Source organism: Burkholderia sp. L-4 (genome assembly GCF_056856535.1).
The window spans coordinates 3,076,173-3,093,726 of the sequence record NZ_JBXEOX010000001.1 but is presented as its reverse complement, the minus strand read 5'-3'; the positions used below and the strand labels follow the sequence as shown (position 1 = coordinate 3,093,726).

The window sequence follows — 17,554 nt, the reverse complement described above, 5'->3', positions numbered from 1 at the left end:
TGCACGACACTATCCGGAGACATCCCGTGAGCAATTTCCTGATTCGCAAGGTCGCCGTGCTGGGCGCCGGCGTGATGGGCGCGCAGATCGCCGCGCACCTCGTCAACGCGCGCGTGCCGGTGCTGCTGTTCGACCTGCCGGCCAAGGAAGGCCCGAAAAACGCGATCGCGCTGAAGGCGATCGAGAACCTGAAGAAGCTGTCGCCCGCGCCGTTCGGCGTGAAGGACGACGCGAAATACCTCGAAGCGGCGAACTACGAGGACGACATCGCGAAGCTGGCCGAATGCGACGTCGTGATCGAGGCGATCGCCGAGCGGATGGACTGGAAGCACGACCTGTACAAGAAGGTCGCGCCGCACATCGCGCCGAACGCGATCTTCGCGACCAACACGTCGGGCCTGTCGATCACGAAGCTGTCCGAAGGGTTCTCGGACGAGCTGAAGTCGCGCTTCTGCGGCGTGCACTTCTTCAACCCGCCGCGCTACATGCACCTCGTCGAACTGATCCCGACCGCGCACACGCGCCCGGAGATCCTCGACCAGCTCGAGACGTTCCTGACGAGCGTCGTCGGCAAGGGCGTCGTGCGCGCGAAGGACACGCCGAACTTCATCGCGAACCGCGTCGGCATCTTCTCGATCCTCGCGGTGATCACCGAGGCCGCGAAGTTCGGCCTGCGCTTCGACGAAGTCGACGACCTGACGGGCAGCCGCCTCGGCCGCGCGAAGTCGGCGACGTTCCGCACCGCGGACGTGGTCGGCCTCGACACGATGGCGCACGTGATCAAGACGATGCAGGACAACCTCGCCGACGATCCGTTCTTCCCGGTCTACCAGACGCCCGCCGTGCTCGCCGAACTGGTGAAGCAGGGCGCGCTCGGCCAGAAGACGGGCGGCGGCTTCTACAAGAAGGAAGGCAAGGCGATCAAGGTGCTCGACGCGAAGACCGGCACCTACGTCGACTCGGGCGCGAAGGCGGACGAAACCGTCGGCCGCATCCTGAAGCGTCCGCCGGCGGAACGCCTGAAGCTGCTGCGCGAAACGGATCATCCGCATGCGCAGTTCCTGTGGTCGATCTTCCGCGACGTGTTCCACTACATCGGCGTGCATCTCGAATCGATCGCCGACAACGCGCGCGACGTCGACCTCGCGATCCGCTGGGGCTTCGGCTGGAACGAAGGCCCGTTCGAAGGCTGGCAGGCCGCCGGCTGGAAGCAGGTCGCCGAGTGGGTGCAGGAAGACATCGCGGCCGGCAAGGCGCTGGCAAACGTGCCGCTGCCGTCGTGGGTGCTCGAAGGCCCGGTCGCCGAGAAGGGCGGCGTGCACACGGCCGAAGGCTCGTGGGCGCCCGCCGCGAAGCGCTTCGTGCCGCGTTCGGACCTCGCGGTCTATGACAAGCAGGTGTTCCGCGCGCCGCTCATCGGCGAAGCCGGCGCCGATCCGAAGACCTACGGCAAGACCCTGTTCGAGACCGATGCCGTGCGCGCATGGGTCGACGACCGTGCGGGTGAGGACGACGTCGTGATCGTGTCGTTCAAGTCGAAGATGAACACGATCGGACCGAGCGTGATCGACGGCCTCGTGCAGGCGATCGAGCTCGCGGAGAAGGACTACAAGGGCGTGGTGATCTGGCAGCCGACGTCGCTGAAGCTCGGCACGCCGGGCGGCCCGTTCTCGGCCGGCGCGAACCTCGAGGAGGCGATGCCGGCGTTCATGATGGGCGGCGCGAAGGGTATCGAGCCGTTCGTGAAGAAGTTCCAGGAAGGCATGCTGCGCGTGAAGTACGCGAACGTGCCGGTCGTCGCGGCCGTATCGGGCATCGCGCTCGGTGGCGGGTGCGAGCTGATGCTGCACAGCGCGAAGCGCGTCGTGCACGTCGAGAGCTACATCGGTCTCGTCGAAGTGGGCGTCGGCCTGGTGCCGGCGGGCGGCGGCCTGAAGGAAGCGGCGCTGCGCGCGGCGGATGCCGCGACGGCCGCCAACGCGACCACCGACATCCTGAAGTTCGTCACGAAGTCGTTCGAGAACGCGGCGATGGCGAAGGTCTCGGCGTCCGCGCACGACGCACGCGCGATGGGCTACGTGAAGCCGTCCGACACGATCGTCTTCAACGTGTTCGAACTGCTCGACACCGCGAAGAAGGAAGCGCGCGCGCTGGCCGCCACCGGCTACCGCGCACCGCTGCGCGCGAAGGACGTGCCGGTGGCGGGCCGCTCGGCGATCGCGACGATCAAGGCATCGCTCGTCAACATGCGTGACGGCCGCTTCATCAGCGACCACGACTACCTGATCGCGAGCCGCATCGCCGAAGCCGTGTGCGGCGGCGACGTCGAAGCCGGCAGCCTCGTCGACGAGCAGTGGCTGCTCGCGCTGGAGCGCCGCGCGTTCGTCGAGCTGCTCGGCACGCAGAAGACGCAGGAACGGATCATGGGCATGTTGCAGACCGGCAAGCCGGTGCGTAACTGAGCGAGCAGACAAGGAGTCTGAAATGAGCAAACAACTGCAAGACGCATACATCGTCGCCGCCAGCCGCACCCCGATCGGCAAGGCTCCGCGCGGTGTCTTCAAGAACACGCGCCCCGACGAGCTGCTGGTTCACGCGATCAGGTCGGCGGTCGCGCAGGTGCCGGGCCTCGACACGAAGGTGATCGAGGACGCGATCATCGGCTGCGCGATTCCCGAAGCCGAGCAGGGCCTGAACGTCGCGCGCATGGGCGCGCTGCTCGCGGGCCTGCCGCAGACGGTCGGCGGCGTGACGGTCAACCGCTTCTGCGCGTCGGGCATCACCGCGCTCGCGATGGCGGCCGACCGCATCCGCGTCGGCGAGTCGGACGCGCTGCTCGCGGGCGGCTGCGAATCGATGAGCATGGTGCCGATGATGGGCAACAAGCCGTCGATGTCGCCGCACATCTTCGATCGCAGCGAAGACTTCGGCATCGCGTACGGGATGGGCCTGACGGCCGAGCGCGTCGCCGAGCAGTGGAAGGTGAGCCGCGACGACCAGGACGCGTTCTCGGTCGAGTCGCACCGCAAGGCACTGGCCGCGCAGCAGGCCGGCGAGTTCAACGACGAGATCGCCGCGTACACGATCAGCGAGCGTTTCCCGAACCTCGCGACCGGCGAAGTCGACGTGAAGACGCGCGAGATCAAGCTCGACGAAGGTCCGCGCGCGGACACGTCGCTCGAAGGCCTCGCGAAGCTGCGCACGGTGTTCGCGAACAAGGGCTCGGTCACGGCCGGCAACAGCTCGCAGACGTCGGACGGCGCGGGCGCGCTGCTCGTCGTGTCGGAGAAGGTGCTGAAGGAATTCAACCTGACGCCGCTCGCGCGCTTCGTGAGCTTCGCGGTGCGCGGCGTGCCGCCGGAAATCATGGGGATCGGCCCGAAGGAAGCGATTCCGGCCGCGCTGAAGGCCGCCGGCCTGAAGCAGGACGATCTCGACTGGATCGAGCTGAACGAGGCATTCGCCGCGCAGTCGCTGGCGGTGATGCGCGATCTCGGTCTCGACCCGTCGAAGGTCAACCCGATGGGCGGCGCGATCGCGCTCGGCCACCCGCTCGGCGCGACCGGCGCGATCCGCGCGGCGACCGTCGTGCACGGCCTGCGCCGCCGCAACCTGAAGTACGGGATGGTCACGATGTGCGTCGGCACCGGCATGGGCGCCGCGGGCATCATCGAACGCCTGTAAGCGGGACGCGACGAAAGGCGACGACGGTGCGCGGGCCACGAGCTCGCGCACCGTTTTTTCATTCCGATAGAGGAAAGTCAAGGAGACGGTTGTGGCCGAAATTCAAGTGGAACGCGCCGAAGGCGTGATGACGATCACGATCGCGCGCCCGGCGAAGAAGAACGCGCTGACGGCGGCGATGTACCAGACGATGGCCGATGCGCTCGCCGACGCGCAGGAAGACAAGGCGATCCGCGTGATCCTGCTGCGCGGCAGCGACGGCAATTTCAGCGCGGGGAACGATCTCGAGGATTTCCTGAAGTCGCCGCCGAAGGACGACACCGCATCGGTGTTCCAGTTTCTCGCGCGGATCAGCAGCGCGAGCAAGCCGATCGTGGCCGCGGTGCCGGGCCTCGCGATCGGCGTCGGCGTGACGATGCTGCTGCACTGCGATCTGGTCTACGCGGCCGACACCGCGACGTTCTCGCTGCCGTTCGCGCAGCTCGGGCTGTGCCCGGAAGCCGCGTCGAGCGTGCTGCTGCCGCGCCTGGCCGGCCATCAGATCGCCGCCGAGAAGCTGCTGCTCGGCGAGGCGTTCGACGCGCTGGAAGCGCACCGGATCGGCATCGTCAACCGCGTGCTGCCGGCGGCCGAGCTCGACGCGTTCGCGGCGAAGCAGGCGGCCAAGCTCGCGGCGCTGCCGGCGTCGTCGCTGCGGGTGACGAAGGCGCTGCTGAAGGAGACGGGCGGCGTGGCGACGTCGGCGCGGATGGCCGAGGAAGCGGGCCACTTCGCCGCGATGCTGCGCGCGCCGGAAGCGCGCGAGGCGATGACGGCATTCTTCGAGAAGCGCAAGCCGGATTTTCGTCAGTTCGACTGACGGAGCAGGCCGTGCCGGCGGCGGATCGCCGGCCCGCGCCCGCGCTTGCGGTCACGCCGTGCCGTAGTCGACGTAGCCGGTTTCGCGGCAGAAGCTGACGAGCCGCAGGCCGGCCGCCTTCGCGATCTCGATCGCGAGCGACGACGGCGCGGAGATCGTCGCGACCAGCGGGATGCCTACTCGCGCGGCCTTGCGCACCAGCTCGTAGCTCGCGCGGCTCGACAGGAACACGAAACCGTCGGTGGCGTCGGCGCGCGACAGCACGAGCGAGCCGATCAGCTTGTCGAGCGCGTTGTGGCGGCCGACATCCTCGAATGCCATCCGGATCGCGCCTGTTGCATCGCACCACGCGGCCGCGTGCAGGCCGCCGGTCAGTTTCGTGAGCGCCTGGTGCGACGGCAGCCCGTGCGCCGCGCGCGCGAGCGCGTCGGGCGCGAGGCGTGCCAGAAAGCCGGTGTCGGGCACGCGCTCCGGCGCGAGGTCGAGCAGGTCGATGCTTTCGATCCCGCATACGCCGCAGCCGGTGCGCCCGGCGAGCGCGCGGCGCCGGTCCTTCAGCGCGGCGAATGCCTGCTGGACGACCTCCAGATGCACTTCCGCATGCGGCAGCGGTGCATCGGCGTGCAGGATCACCTCGATGTCCTTGATGTCGCTGCCGCGCGCGACGATCCCTTCCGAGATCGCGAAGCCGACCGCGAACGCCTCGAGGTCGCACGGCGTACACATCATCACCGCGTGCGAAATACCGTTGAACACGAGCGCGACCGGCCATTCCTGGCCCACGTGGTCGTGCGCGGTTTCCACGGTGCCGCCGCGCGTGCGGCGCACGGGCAGTTCGATCGCGCCGCGCGGTTCGTCGCGCAGCGCGTCGCGCGGTTGATCGATCTTGGTCGGATTCACGAGCACTCCCGTTGATTCGAGGCACGTCCGGCGACAATCGTGCCGCCGCCCGCGCGCAGAGGTTCTAAAATACCCCAGGCAGGCCGGCCGCGCCGGCATCCGCCACGTCAGGTAACGACCATGGGACTCAGCGACGCTCCGTTGCTCTTCAACTTCGAACACGATTCGTCGGAAAACTTCACGTACATCCCGATGATCGTGCGTTTCAATCTCGACCGCTTCGGTCTGCGGATTTCGCTCGAACAGTGGCAATTGTTGCCGCTCGAGGACCGCAAGCTGCTCGCGCGCTTCCCGGCCGACGACGACACCGCGATCGAGCCCAACTTCGATCATGCGCTGTTCGAAATGCTGCGCACGCATGCGGATCTGGAACCGTCATGGTTCCAGCCGGACGAGCAGCCGGCCTGGCGCACCGTCGACGCGGTGCCGGAATCGCTCGTGCAGCAGAGCGCGCTGGCCGGGCTGACCGCGCCCGCGCTCGCGCAGTGGCAGCGGCTCGCGCCGTTCCAGCGCTACGTGCTGGTGAAGCTGTCGCGCAAGCCGAAGCTGAATCACGATTTCCTGCCCGCGATGCGGGAGTTCGGGCTGACGGCCACGCACTGACGCGGCCGTGCGCCGCGCGGCCGCGGCGCGCGCCGGTCAGAGCGGCGGCAGTGGCCGCGGCTTGCGGTCCGTGCCGGTCGCGACGTACGTGAGCGTCGCTTCGGTGACCTTCACGACTTCGCCCATCAGGCGCATGCGCTGCGCGTACACCTCGACGTCGACCGTGATCGACGTGTTGCCGGTGCGCATGATGGTGGCGTAGAAGCTCAGCAGGTCGCCGACGAACACCGGCTGCTTGAACACGAACGAGTTGACCGCGACCGTCGCGACGCGGCCGTTCGCGCGCTGGCTCGCGGGGATCGAGCCGGCGATGTCGACCTGCGACATGATCCATCCGCCGAACACGTCGCCGTGGACGTTCGCGTCGTGCGGCTGCGGGACGACGCGCAGCGCGGGCTGCTTCTGCGGGAGTTCGAGGGTCGAATCGGTCATGGCGGGGGCTTTCATCCTGTAATAAATGGGCCGCCGCGCGCAGGCGGGCCGGCGAGGCCGCCGGCAGCGGCGCGAAGCGGCTTCTGCGACAATACAACGTTCGCAAATTGTACGAGAAAGCGCGCGAGCCGGCCGTCGAACCACGTGCCGTGCCTCGCCACAGAGACTCCCCCATGCGCCGATTTCCTGCTTCCGGCGAGCCCGCGCCGGCTTCGACCGAGCCTCGCAACGACTGGCAGACCATCCGGTCGCTGCTGCCGTACCTGGCCACCTACAAATGGCGCGTCGCGCTCGCGCTCGGCTGCCTGATCGGCGCGAAGGTCGCGAACCTCGGCGTGCCGATCGTGATGAAGCGCATCGTCGACCACCTGTCCTACGTGCAGCAGATCACCGCGCTCGGGCGCGCCGAGCAGTCGGCCGGCATCGTGCTCGCGGGCGGCGTCGGGCTGCTGGTCGTCGCGTATGCACTCGTGCGGCTGTCGACGTCGCTGTTCACCGAGCTGCGCGAGATCCTGTTTTCGAAGGTCACCGAAAGCGCGGTGCGCCAGCTCGCGCTGCAGGTGTTCCGGCACCTGCACGGGCTGTCGCTGCGGTTCCATCTCGAACGCCAGACGGGCGGCATGTCGCGCGACATCGAACGCGGCACGCGCGGCATCCAGCAACTCATTTCGTATTCGCTGTACAGCATCCTGCCGACGCTCGTCGAGGTCGGGCTCGTACTCGGCTTCTTCGTGGTCAAGTACGAGGCCTATTACGCGTACGTGACGTTCGCGGCGCTGGTCACGTACATCGTGTTTACCGTGAAGGTCACCAACTGGCGCACGCATTTCCGCCGCACGATGAACGAACTCGATTCGCGCGCGAACTCGCGGGCGATCGATTCGCTGATCAACTACGAGACGGTGAAGTACTTCGGCAACGAGGAGTGGGAGGCGCAGCGCTACGACGAGAATCTCAAGCGCTACCGCAAGGCCGCGATCCGCTCGCAGAACTCGCTGTCGGTGCTGAACTTCGGCCAGCAGGCGATCATCGGCACCGGGCTGGTGTTCATCCTGTGGCGCGCGACGCAGGGCGTGCTCGCGGGCAAGCTGACGCTCGGCGATCTCGTGCTGATCAACACGTTCATGCTGCAGCTGTACATTCCGCTGAACTTCCTCGGGGTCGTGTATCGCGAGCTGAAGCAGAGCCTCACCGACATGGACCGGATGTTCGGGCTGTTGTCGGCCGCGAAGGAAGTGGCCGACCGGCCCGAGGCGCGGCCGCTCGCGGTGGCCGGCGCGCAGGTGCGCTTCGAGCACGTGAACTTCGCGTACGAGCCGGCGCGGCCGATCCTGCACGACGTGACGTTCACGATCGATGCGGGCACGACGACCGCGGTGGTCGGCCACAGCGGTTCGGGGAAATCGACGCTGTCGCGCCTGCTGTTCCGTTTCTACGATCTCGACCGCCAGGCGGGCGGCGCGATCCGGATCGACGGCCAGGACATCCGCGACGTCACGCAGGATTCGCTGCGCGCGTCGATCGGGATCGTGCCGCAGGACACCGTGCTGTTCAACGACTCGATCTACTACAACATCGCGTACGGCCGGCCGACCGCGACGCGCGACGAGGTGGTCGCGGCGGCGCGCGCCGCGCACATCCACGATTTCATCGAAAGCCTGCCGAAGGGCTATGACACGCCGGTTGGCGAGCGCGGGCTGAAGCTGTCGGGCGGCGAGAAGCAGCGCGTCGCGATCGCGCGCACGCTGCTGAAGGATCCGCCGGTGCTGCTGTTCGACGAGGCGACGTCGGCGCTCGATTCGCGCTCGGAGCGCGCGATCCAGCACGAACTCGACCAGATCGCGCGGCATCGCACGACGCTCGTGATCGCGCACCGGCTGTCGACGGTCGTGCACGCGCAGCAGATCCTCGTGATGGATCACGGCCGGATCGTCGAGCGCGGCACGCACGACGAACTGGTGCGCGCGGACGGGTTGTATGCGCAGATGTGGGCGCTGCAGCAGCAGCGCGCGGCGGCCGGCGGCGAGGAGGCCGAGGCCGTGTAACAACGGGCGGCGCTGCACGACGCGCTGTCGTGCGGGGCGGCCCGCCGTCCGGTCAGCCCGCGGCGCGCAGCCGCGCGTCGAGCTCGCCGAGCTGCGCGGGCGTGCCGACGTTCTCCCAGATACCTTCGTACAATTCGCCGGTCGCAAGTCCGGCCTCGATCGCCGCGCGGTAGTACGGCGTCAGCGCGCGCCGCGTGCCGGGCGCGAGATCGCGGAACATCCGCGTGTCGTACAGGCCGATGTTGCCGAACGTGACGCGCGCGGCGCCGTCGAGCGCGAGGCGGCCATCGCCGCCGAGCGCGAAATCGCCGGCCGGGTGGAACGGCGGGTTCGGCACCATCACGAGGTGCATCGCGGGCGTATCGAGCGTGGCCATCCGCGCGGCGTGCGGCGCGAGCGTCCGGTAGTCGAACGCGCAGTACACGTCGCCGCTGACCGCCGCGAACACGGCCGGCTGCCCGTCGCGCTCGATGAGCGGCAGCGCCTGCGCGATGCCGCCGGCCGTTTCCAGCGCGTCGCCCTCGGCGGAATACGCGAGCCGCACGCCCCAGCGCGAACCGTCGCCGAGCGCGGCTTCGATCTGCTCGCCGAGCCACGCGTGGTTGATCACGATCGTCTCGATGCCCGCGCGTGCGAGCGCCTCGATCTGCCACACGATCAGCGGCTTGCCGCCGGCTTCGAGCAGCGGTTTCGGGCGGGTGTCGGTCAGCGGGCGCATCCGTTCGCCGCGCCCGGCGGCGAAGATCATCGCCGTGGTCAGGGTAGTGCTCATGTTCGACTGGGCGTGAGGACGGTCAGAACGTATAGCCGACGTCGGCCGGCGCGTTGCCCTCGAGCTCGTCGAGCAGCTTCGCGAACGGCACGAGCGGGCGGTAGCGCAGCGCAACCTTGCGCGCATAGGTCAGGAAGCGCGGCAGGTCGTTCAGGTAGTGCGGCTTGCCGTCGCGGTAGTTGATGCGCGCGAACAGGCCGAGCACCTTGATGTGGCGCTGCAGCCCCATCCATTCGAGCTGGCGGTAGAACTCGCCGAAATCGGGATCGACCGGCAGGCCGGCCTTTTTCGCCTTTTCCCAGTAGTACGCGAAGCAGTCGAGCTCGAACTCCTCGTCCCAGCTGACGAACGCGTCGCGCAGCAGCGACACGACGTCGTACGTCAGCGGCCCGTAGACGGCGTCCTGGAAGTCGAGCACCCCCGGATTCGGCTCGCAGACCATCAGGTTGCGCGGCATGAAATCGCGCAGCATGAAACCCTGCGGCTGCGCATGGGCGCTCGCGACCAGCAGCGCGAACGTGCGGTCGAGCGTGCCGCGCATCGCGTCGGTGACGGGCTTGCCGAGATGACGGCCGACGAACCATTCGGGCAGCAGCTCCATTTCGCGGCGCAGGAACGCTTCGTCGAACGGCGGCAGCACGTCGGGTTTCGACGTGAGCTGGAAGCGGATCAGCGCGTCGAGCGCGTCGCGCATCAGCGGCCGCGCGGCGACCGGGTCGGCCGGGTCGAGCACCGAGATGTACGACGTGCGGCCGAGGTCCGTCACGAGCATGAAGCCCGCGTCGAAATCGTGGGCCAGCACGTCCGGTACGTGGTCGCCGGCCGCGGCGAGCAGCTGCGCGACCTGGACGAATTCCCGGCACTTCTCGGGCGGCGGCGCGTCGACGGCGATCAGCGTGCCGCCGGGGCTCGCGGCCGAGGCGACACGGAAATAGCGGCGGAAACTGGCGTCCGACGACGCGGGCGCGAGGGTCGACAGGTCGAGGGCATAGCGCTCGGCGAGCGGTTGCAGCCACGCGGTCAGGGCGTCGAGGCGGGCGTCGGGCTGGGATGCGGCGGATGGGGGCGTCATGAAACTCGGCGGAGGGGGGAACGTCTTGCCATATAATACCCCACGACTTTTTTGACGCGCCCCGCGTCAGCTTCCGCCGTGCAGGCCCGCTGCCTGTCGCGCCGCCCGCCCGATCGCCTCCCCGGTTTGCGCTCAGCCGCAGTCGCGGTGCGACGGCGCGGCCCGCCGTGCGCGCATGTGCCGTGAAGGCGCGGTTGACAAGGGGCGATTCGCCAAACGATAGATGCCGCCCAAACCGCTATTCCCGAATGTTTTCCCCGGTGACGGGGCGCCGCGCAAACGGCGGCTCGCGCTCGCGCTCCTGGCCGTGCCCGGCCTCGTGCCGGCCGTGTCGTACGCGCAGCTGTCGGGTGCGGCCGCGCAGCCGCAGCCGCTCGACTCGCCGTGGGATCTGCGCCTCGCGCCCCAGCTCGAGGATCATCCGCTGAAGGACGGCGCGAAGCCGGCCGCCTTCGTGATCGCCGACCACACGAGCGGCACCGCCGAGCAGGACCTCGCCGCCAAGGGCTCCGCCGAGCTGCGGCGCGGCGACGCCGTCGTGAAGGCCGACGCGCTCCACTACGATCAGGATACCGACATGGCCGATGCGTACGGCCAGGTCAAGGTGATCAATGGCGGTACGTCGTTCGCGGGCCCCGAGGCGCACCTGAAGATCGAGGCGAACCAGGGCTTCATGACGGCGCCGAAGTACCACTTCAACATGACGGGCGGCTCGGGCAGCGCCGAGCGCGTCGACATGGTCGACAACGAGCGCTCGGTGTTCGTCAACGGCACCTACACCGCGTGCCAGTGCTCGACGAACCCCGCGTGGTACATCAAGGGCAGCCGCTTCGACTTCGACACGGGCGCCGACGAAGGCACCGCGCGCAACGGCGTGCTGTTCTTCCAGGGCGTGCCGATCTTCGCGAGCCCGTGGATGACGTTCCCGCTGTCGGGCGAGCGGCGCAGCGGCCTGCTGCCGCCGACGTTCTCGGTGAACTCGAGTAACGGCTTCGAGCTGACGCTGCCGTACTACTTCAACATCGCGCCGAACCGCGACCTGACGCTCACGCCGCGCATCATCTCGCGGCGCGGCGTGATGACCGAGGCGACGTTCCGCTACCTGTCGCCGTCGTATTCGGGCACCTTCACGGCCAACTACCTGCCGGACGACCGGCTCGAGCACCGCAACCGCTACGCGATCTACTGGCAGCACCAGCAGAACTTCGGCGGCGGTTTCGGCGGCTACGTCTACTACAACAAGGTCTCGGACAACACGTATCCCGAACAACTGGGTTCGATGAACCAGTTCATCAACGGGACGCAGACGTTGTACCAGCAGGAGGCGGGCCTCACGTACAACAACGGTCCGTGGTCGGTGCTCGCGCGCTACCAGCACTGGCAGACGCTGCCGCCGTCGATCGCGCCGTACAGCCGCGAGCCGCAGTTGAACGTGAAGTACACGAAGTACAACGTCGGCGGCTTCGACTTCGGCGCGGAAGCCGATTATTCGCGGTTCCGCATCACGACGGCCGATGCGACCGAAGGCGATCGCATCGTCTTCAACCCGTATATCGCGTACGGCGTATACGGCCCCGGCTACTTCGTCGTGCCGAAGGTCCAGTACCACTTCGCGTCGTACGACCTGAACTACCTGTCGTCGACCACGCCGAACAACCCGAAGCGCTTCACCGAGTCGATCCCGACCGTGACCTTCGATTCGGGCCTGATCTTCGATCGTTCGGTGCGCCTGTTCGGCCAGGACTTCATCCAGACCCTCGAGCCGCGCCTGTACTACGTGTACACGCCGTATCGCAACCAGTCGAACGCGCCGCTGTTCGACACCGCGGAATCGGATTTCGGCCTCGCGGAGATCTACCAGCCGAACACGTTCGTCGGCAACGACCGGATCGCCGACGCGAACCGGATCACGGCCGGCCTGACGTCGCGCTTCATCGATCCGCGCACCGGCGACGAGCGCGCGCGTTTCGTGATCGCGCAGCAGTACTACTTCGCCGATCAGCGCGTCACGCTGAACCCCGGGCAGAGCGCCGTGCTGGCGCGCCATTCGGACCTGATCGTCGGCGCCGCGCTGAAGCTCGGCTCGGGCTTCATGTCGGAGACGGCGTTCCAGTACAACCAGAACAACAACCAGCTCGTGAAGTCGAGCGTCGGTTTCGGCTACAGCCCGGGCGAGCGCCGCGTGATCAACGTCGGCTATCGCTACACGCGTACGAACACCACGCTCGACAACCAGCCGATCAACCAGTTCCTGGTGTCCGCGCAATGGCCGCTCACGCGCCGCCTGTATGCGATCGGCCGCTTCAACTATGATCTGGCCGGCGATCGCGTGGTCGACGGTCTGGTCGGCTTACAATACGACGCGGATTGCTGGGCGCTCGGGGTCGGGGTGCAACGGGCGGCGAACGGCATCAATTCGTCGGGACAGCAGAACTCGTCGACGCGATTCATGATGCAGCTGACGCTCAAGGGCCTGTCGACCGTCGACAACGGCCTCGTGTCGGCATTCCGCGCCGGGGTACCGGGCTACACGCCGCTGCCGCCGCCGCCGCCGCCGATGTCCCGCTTCAGCAACTACGAGTAACGCCGGCTTGTCTGCACCGGTCAGCACGATTTCAATGGAGTTTCAGTGGCAATGAAGAAAAACCTTCGTTTCGCGGCAGTCGTGTCCAGCCTCGCCGCGTCCGCCGCGCTGCTCGCCGCCGCGCCGGCCGCGGCGCAGGCGCTCGGTTCGCCAGGTGCGCAGCTCGCCGACGAAGTCGTCGCGGTCGTCAACAACGACGTGATCACGGGCCGCGAACTCGACCAGCGTGCCGGCCTGATCGCCCGCCGGCTGCAGCAGCAGAACGCGCCCGTGCCGCCGACCGACCAGCTGCGCGCGCAGGTGCTGAACCAGATGGTGCTCGAGCGTATCCAGGTGCAGAAGGCGAAGGACGACGGCATCCGCATCGACGACGCGACCGTGCAGTCCACGCTGCAGCGTCTCGCGCAGGCGAACGGGATGACGCTCGAGCAGTACCGTGCGCGTCTCGAGGCGCAAGGCGTGCCCTGGAGCATCTTCACGAGCGATGCACGCACCGAGCTGATGCTGTCGAAGCTGCGCGAGCGCGAGGTCGACGGCAAGATCACCGTGTCGGACGCCGAAGTCGCGAACTACATCGCGAGCCAGCGCGGGCCGAACGCGTCGCAGCAGCAGGATCTGCGCTTCCAGCACATCTTCATCAAGGCGCCGACCAACGCGCCGCAGGCCGACATCGAGGCCGCGCAGAAGAAGGCCGAGGCGCTGCTGCAGCAGGCGAAGTCCGGCGCCGACTTCGAGCGCCTCGCGAAGAACAACTCGGAAGCGAACGACGCGAAGAAGGGCGGCGACCTCGGTTTCAAGGCGCCGAGCGCGCTGCCGGCCGACGTCGTCGACGCCGCCTCGAAGCTGCGCCCGGGCCAGGTCAACCCGACGCTGATCCGCGTGCCGGACGGCTTCGAGATCGTGCGTCTCGTCGACCGCCGCCAGAGCCAGGGTGCGACCGCCGCCGCGCCGAAGATCGTCCAGACGCACGTGCGCCACATCCTGCTGCGCGTCGGTGAAGGCAAATCGGAAGGCCAGGCGCGCCAGCAACTGGTCGACATCCGCAACCAGATCGAGGCCGGCGGCGATTTCGCGAAGTTCGCGCGCACCTACTCGCAGGACGGTTCGGCGTCGCAGGGCGGCGATCTCGGCTGGATCAGCCCGGGCGAGACCGTGCCGGAATTCGAGCGGGCGATGAACAGCCTGCAGGACGGCCAGGTCAGCCAGCCGATCCGCACCGAGTACGGTTACCACCTGATCCAGGTGCTGAACCGCCGCGAAGCGGAAGGGTCGGTGCAGCAGCAGATGGACATCGCCCGCCAGGCGATCGGCCAGCGCAAGGCCGAGCAGGCCTACGCCGACTGGCTGCGCGAACTGCGCGATTCGTCGTACGTTCAGTACAAGATCGGCGGCGTCGCCCCGGCGAACTGAGCGAGCTTCGGATGACCACGCCCGCGCTGCAGATCGCGATCACGACCGGCGAACCCGCGGGGGTCGGCCCGGAGCTGACCGTGCAGGCGCTGCGTGACGCCGCGCAGCGCTGGCCCGACGCGCATTTCACCGTGCTCGGCGATGCGGCGCTGCTCGACGCGCGTGCGGCGGCCATCGGCGCCGAGCGCACCGTGCTGGCCGGCGGCGCACCGGTATCGGTCGCGCACCACGCGCTGGCCGTTCCCGCGCGGGCAGGTACGCTGGACGCGGCGAACGGCCGGTACGTGCTCGGGCTGCTCGACGCGGCGATCGACGGCGCGCTGGCCGGCCGGTACGACGCGATCGTGACCGCGCCGCTGCAGAAGAGCACGATCAACGATGCGGGCGTGCCGTTTACCGGCCATACCGAATACCTGGCGGAGCGCACGCATACGCCGCGCGTCGTGATGATGCTGGCGGGCACCGGCGACAAGCCGCTGCGCGTCGCGCTCGCGACGACGCACCTGCCGCTGAAGGATGTGTCCGCCGCGCTGACGATCGACGGTCTCGTCGAGACGCTCGCGATCATCGACCGCGACCTGCGGCGCGACTTCGGCCTCGCCGCGCCGCGCATCCTGGTGACGGGCCTGAACCCGCACGCGGGCGAGAACGGTTATCTCGGCCGCGAGGAGATCGACGTGATCGCGCCGGCGCTGGCCCGTGCGAACGCGCTGCGCATCGACGCGCGCGGCCCGTATCCGGCCGACACGCTGTTCCAGCCGCGCCATCTGGCCGATGCCGATTGCGTGCTCGCGATGTTCCATGACCAGGGCCTGCCCGTGCTGAAGTATGCGACCTTCGGCGAGGGCATCAACGTGACGCTCGGGCTGCCGATCATCCGTACGTCGGTCGATCACGGTACCGCGCTCGATCTGGCCGGCACGGGTCGCGCCGATCCGGGCAGCATGATCGCCGCGCTCGATACGGCCGTCACGATGGCGCGCCATCGCCGCGCGGCCTGACGCGGCCTCACCTCTTTCGTCGTATTTTTCGTCTTACTCAGTCGATGTCGAACAGCAGACAGCACCAAGGCCATTTCGCGCGCAAGCGCTTCGGGCAGAACTTCCTCGTCGATCACGGCGTGATCGATTCGATCGTGGCGACGATCGGCCCCGCGCGCGGCCAGCGCATGGTCGAGATCGGCCCCGGGCTCGGCGCGCTGACCGAGCCGCTGATCGAGCGCCTCGCGACGCCCGAGTCGCCGCTGCACGCGGTCGAGCTCGACCGCGACCTGATCGGCCGCCTGCAGCAGCGCTTCGGCGCGCTGCTCGAGCTGCATGCGGGCGACGCGCTCGCGTTCGACTTCCGTTCGCTGGCGGCGCCCGGCGACCAGCCGTCGCTGCGCATCGTCGGCAACCTGCCGTACAACATTTCCAGCCCGCTGCTGTTCCACCTGATGACGTTCGCCGATGCGGTCATCGACCAGCATTTCATGCTGCAGAACGAAGTCGTCGAACGGATGGTCGCGGAGCCCGGCACGAAGGCGTTCTCGCGCCTGTCGGTGATGCTGCAGTACCGCTACGTGATGGAAAAGATGCTCGACGTGCCGCCGGAATCGTTCCAGCCGCCGCCGAAGGTCGATTCGGCGATCGTCCGGATGATTCCGTACGAGCCGCACGAACTGCCGGACGTCGATCCCGTGCTGCTCGGCGAAATCGTCACCGCCGCGTTCTCGCAGCGCCGCAAGATGCTGCGCAACACGCTCGGCGACTATCGCCAGACGATCGATTTCGATGCGCTCGGTTTCGATCTCGCGCGTCGTGCCGAGGACGTGAGCGTGGCCGAATACGTCGGCGTCGCGCAGGCGCTCGCGGCAGTGCGCAAGGCCGGCTGACGCGCGGCGCGCGAAGCCGGACCGCAGGTGACGAAAGGGCTGCCCGACGGGCAGCCCTTTTCATTGCACGCGTGTATGTGGCCGGTCGCCTACGCCCGCCTGCGCGGCGGCGCGTTGACGAGCGCGATGCCGGCCAGCACGAGCGCGGCCGCGGACATGAAGCGCCAGCCGACCGACTCGCCGAGCAGCAGCACGCCGAACGCGACGCCGAACAGCGGCGACAGGAACGTGAAGACGGACAGCCGCGACGCACTGTAGCGCGTCAGCAGCCAGAACCACGACAGGTAGCTGACGAACGCGACGATCACCGACTGGTACGCGAGGCTCGCCACCGCGATCGGCGTCACGTGCGCGAACGACACCTGGCCGAACAGCGCGGCGAGCGCGACCAGCACGACCGCCGACACCGCGAGCTGGTAGAACAGCGTCTTGCTCGCGCTCGCCCGCGCGAGCGCCGTCGAGCGCACGACGACCGTCGTCGCGGCCCACATCGCGCCGCCGAGAATCCCGAGCGCGTCGCCGGCCAGCCCGGCCAGCACCGAAGCGCCGGGCGCGCGCGGCGTCAGGAAGCCGTCCGCGAACGCGAGCGCGATGCCGGCGAACGCGAGGCCGACGCCGGCCCATTGCGTGCGCTGCAGCCGCTCGCCCGGTGCGAACAGGTGCAGGCCGAGCGCGGTGAAGCACGGCGCCGTGTACAGGAAGATCGCCATGTGCGATGCGCTCGTCAGCGTGAGCCCGAAGAACACGCAGATGAATTCGCCGGCGAACAGCGCGCCGGCCGCGAGGCCCGCGCCGAACGTGCCGTCGGCCCGGAACAGCGGTGTGCCGCGCGCGCGGGCCCAGCCCCACAGCAGCGCGGCGGCGATCACCGAGCGCAGCCCGGCCTGGAACATCGGCGCGATCGCGGCGTTCGTGTACTTGATCGCGACCTGCTGGAAACCCCAGATCGCGCACAGCAGCAACATCAGGCCGGCGGCGCGCAGGTCGAGCGCGCGGCGCACGGGGGCGGCGGCGAGTGGGGTCATCGGCGCGCCTCGCTCGATCGGGACGGCGGCAGCGAGGCCGGGCGGGCGGCGCGTCGGGCGCGCTCGAATTGGCGGTTTCGCACGGCAGTGTGGCGTCAGGGAAGGGTGGGTGGTCGCGTTCGGGTGGTGCGTGGCATGCCCGCTTTTGGTGCGAAGTGGAGGGATGTTACCCGATCGGCACGATCGACGGGGCGAGCCGGACCGTGCCGTTTTCCGCCATTGCGCGCGCGCCCCGATGCGCGGTATCGGCCGCCCGGTCTAGGCGCCCCCGGCTAGGCGCCCCCGGCGAGTTTCA

The 17,554-nt window shown here is 68.5% G+C and carries 14 protein-coding genes; 9 read left to right on the top strand and 5 right to left on the bottom strand.

Annotated elements, in window-relative coordinates; genetic code table 11:
* Positions 1-26: 26 nt before the first annotated feature.
* The 3 genes from AC1VVG_RS14430 (at position 27) to AC1VVG_RS14420 (ending at position 4,543) form a co-directional block, all read left to right on the top strand.
* Complete coding sequence (locus tag AC1VVG_RS14430; protein WP_069706266.1) at positions 27-2,462, top strand: 3-hydroxyacyl-CoA dehydrogenase/enoyl-CoA hydratase family protein; 2,436 nt, start codon at positions 27-29, stop codon at positions 2,460-2,462.
* A gap of 22 nt (positions 2,463-2,484) precedes the next feature.
* Positions 2,485-3,684: an acetyl-CoA C-acyltransferase gene (locus AC1VVG_RS14425; RefSeq protein WP_034189008.1), complete on the top strand. Its 1,200-nt coding sequence runs from the start codon at positions 2,485-2,487 to the stop codon at positions 3,682-3,684.
* 91 nt (positions 3,685-3,775) lie between these two features.
* A complete protein-coding gene (locus AC1VVG_RS14420) occupies positions 3,776-4,543 on the top strand; it encodes an enoyl-CoA hydratase (RefSeq protein ID WP_034189009.1) in 768 nt (255 codons plus the stop codon).
* Between the two features lie 51 nt (positions 4,544-4,594).
* Here the strand turns inward: AC1VVG_RS14420 and fdhD are convergent, their stop codons facing one another.
* Positions 4,595-5,449 (bottom strand): formate dehydrogenase accessory sulfurtransferase FdhD, encoded by an 855-nt coding sequence (gene fdhD / locus AC1VVG_RS14415; RefSeq protein ID WP_059560508.1) that lies wholly within the window; start codon positions 5,447-5,449, stop codon positions 4,595-4,597.
* Between the two features lie 114 nt (positions 5,450-5,563).
* Here fdhD and AC1VVG_RS14410 point away from each other — a divergent pair, with 114 nt between their 5' ends.
* Complete coding sequence (locus AC1VVG_RS14410) at positions 5,564-6,046, top strand: nitrate reductase associated protein (RefSeq protein ID WP_034189010.1); 483 nt, start codon at positions 5,564-5,566, stop codon at positions 6,044-6,046.
* A 36-nt stretch (positions 6,047-6,082) separates the two neighbouring features.
* Here AC1VVG_RS14410 and AC1VVG_RS14405 read toward each other — a convergent pair whose 3' ends face one another.
* Positions 6,083-6,478 carry an acyl-CoA thioesterase gene (locus AC1VVG_RS14405; RefSeq protein ID WP_049032057.1) on the bottom strand — a complete coding sequence of 132 codons (396 nt, stop codon included), beginning with the start codon at positions 6,476-6,478 and terminating at the stop codon, positions 6,083-6,085.
* Positions 6,479-6,651: 173 nt separating this feature from the next.
* Between AC1VVG_RS14405 and AC1VVG_RS14400 the strand changes: the two genes are divergently transcribed.
* Positions 6,652-8,523, top strand: coding sequence for an ABCB family ABC transporter ATP-binding protein/permease (locus tag AC1VVG_RS14400; protein ID WP_482835786.1), 1,872 nt, complete (start codon positions 6,652-6,654; stop codon positions 8,521-8,523).
* 52 nt (positions 8,524-8,575) lie between these two features.
* Here AC1VVG_RS14400 and murU read toward each other — a convergent pair whose 3' ends face one another.
* Together murU and AC1VVG_RS14390 are read right to left on the bottom strand one after the other, a co-directional pair.
* Positions 8,576-9,295, bottom strand: a complete 720-nt coding sequence (gene murU / locus AC1VVG_RS14395) for an N-acetylmuramate alpha-1-phosphate uridylyltransferase MurU (RefSeq protein ID WP_034189013.1) — start codon at positions 9,293-9,295, stop codon at positions 8,576-8,578.
* Positions 9,296-9,317: 22 nt separating this feature from the next.
* Complete coding sequence (locus tag AC1VVG_RS14390; protein ID WP_059560502.1) at positions 9,318-10,367, bottom strand: aminoglycoside phosphotransferase family protein; 1,050 nt, start codon at positions 10,365-10,367, stop codon at positions 9,318-9,320.
* Positions 10,368-10,590: 223 nt separating this feature from the next.
* On the opposite strand from AC1VVG_RS14390, the gene AC1VVG_RS14385 reads away from it, so the two are divergent.
* Genes AC1VVG_RS14385 through rsmA form a run of 4 tightly spaced genes read left to right on the top strand, consistent with a single transcriptional unit; the run spans position 10,591 to position 16,234 of the window.
* Entirely contained in the window at positions 10,591-12,951 is a 2,361-nt protein-coding gene (locus AC1VVG_RS14385) for an LPS-assembly protein LptD (protein ID WP_034189015.1), read from the top strand.
* 51 nt (positions 12,952-13,002) lie between these two features.
* On the top strand, positions 13,003-14,361 hold the full coding sequence (locus tag AC1VVG_RS14380) for a peptidylprolyl isomerase (protein ID WP_069706270.1): 1,359 nt from the start codon (positions 13,003-13,005) through the stop codon (positions 14,359-14,361).
* 11 nt (positions 14,362-14,372) lie between these two features.
* Complete coding sequence (gene pdxA, locus AC1VVG_RS14375; RefSeq protein ID WP_482835785.1) at positions 14,373-15,362, top strand: 4-hydroxythreonine-4-phosphate dehydrogenase PdxA; 990 nt, start codon at positions 14,373-14,375, stop codon at positions 15,360-15,362.
* 44 nt (positions 15,363-15,406) lie between these two features.
* Entirely contained in the window at positions 15,407-16,234 is an 828-nt protein-coding gene (gene rsmA / locus AC1VVG_RS14370; RefSeq protein ID WP_034189018.1) for a 16S rRNA (adenine(1518)-N(6)/adenine(1519)-N(6))-dimethyltransferase RsmA, read from the top strand.
* Between the two features lie 89 nt (positions 16,235-16,323).
* Here the strand turns inward: rsmA and AC1VVG_RS14365 are convergent, their stop codons facing one another.
* Positions 16,324-17,259, bottom strand: a complete 936-nt coding sequence (locus tag AC1VVG_RS14365) for a DMT family transporter (protein ID WP_069706271.1) — start codon at positions 17,257-17,259, stop codon at positions 16,324-16,326.
* Positions 17,260-17,554 lie beyond the last annotated feature (295 nt).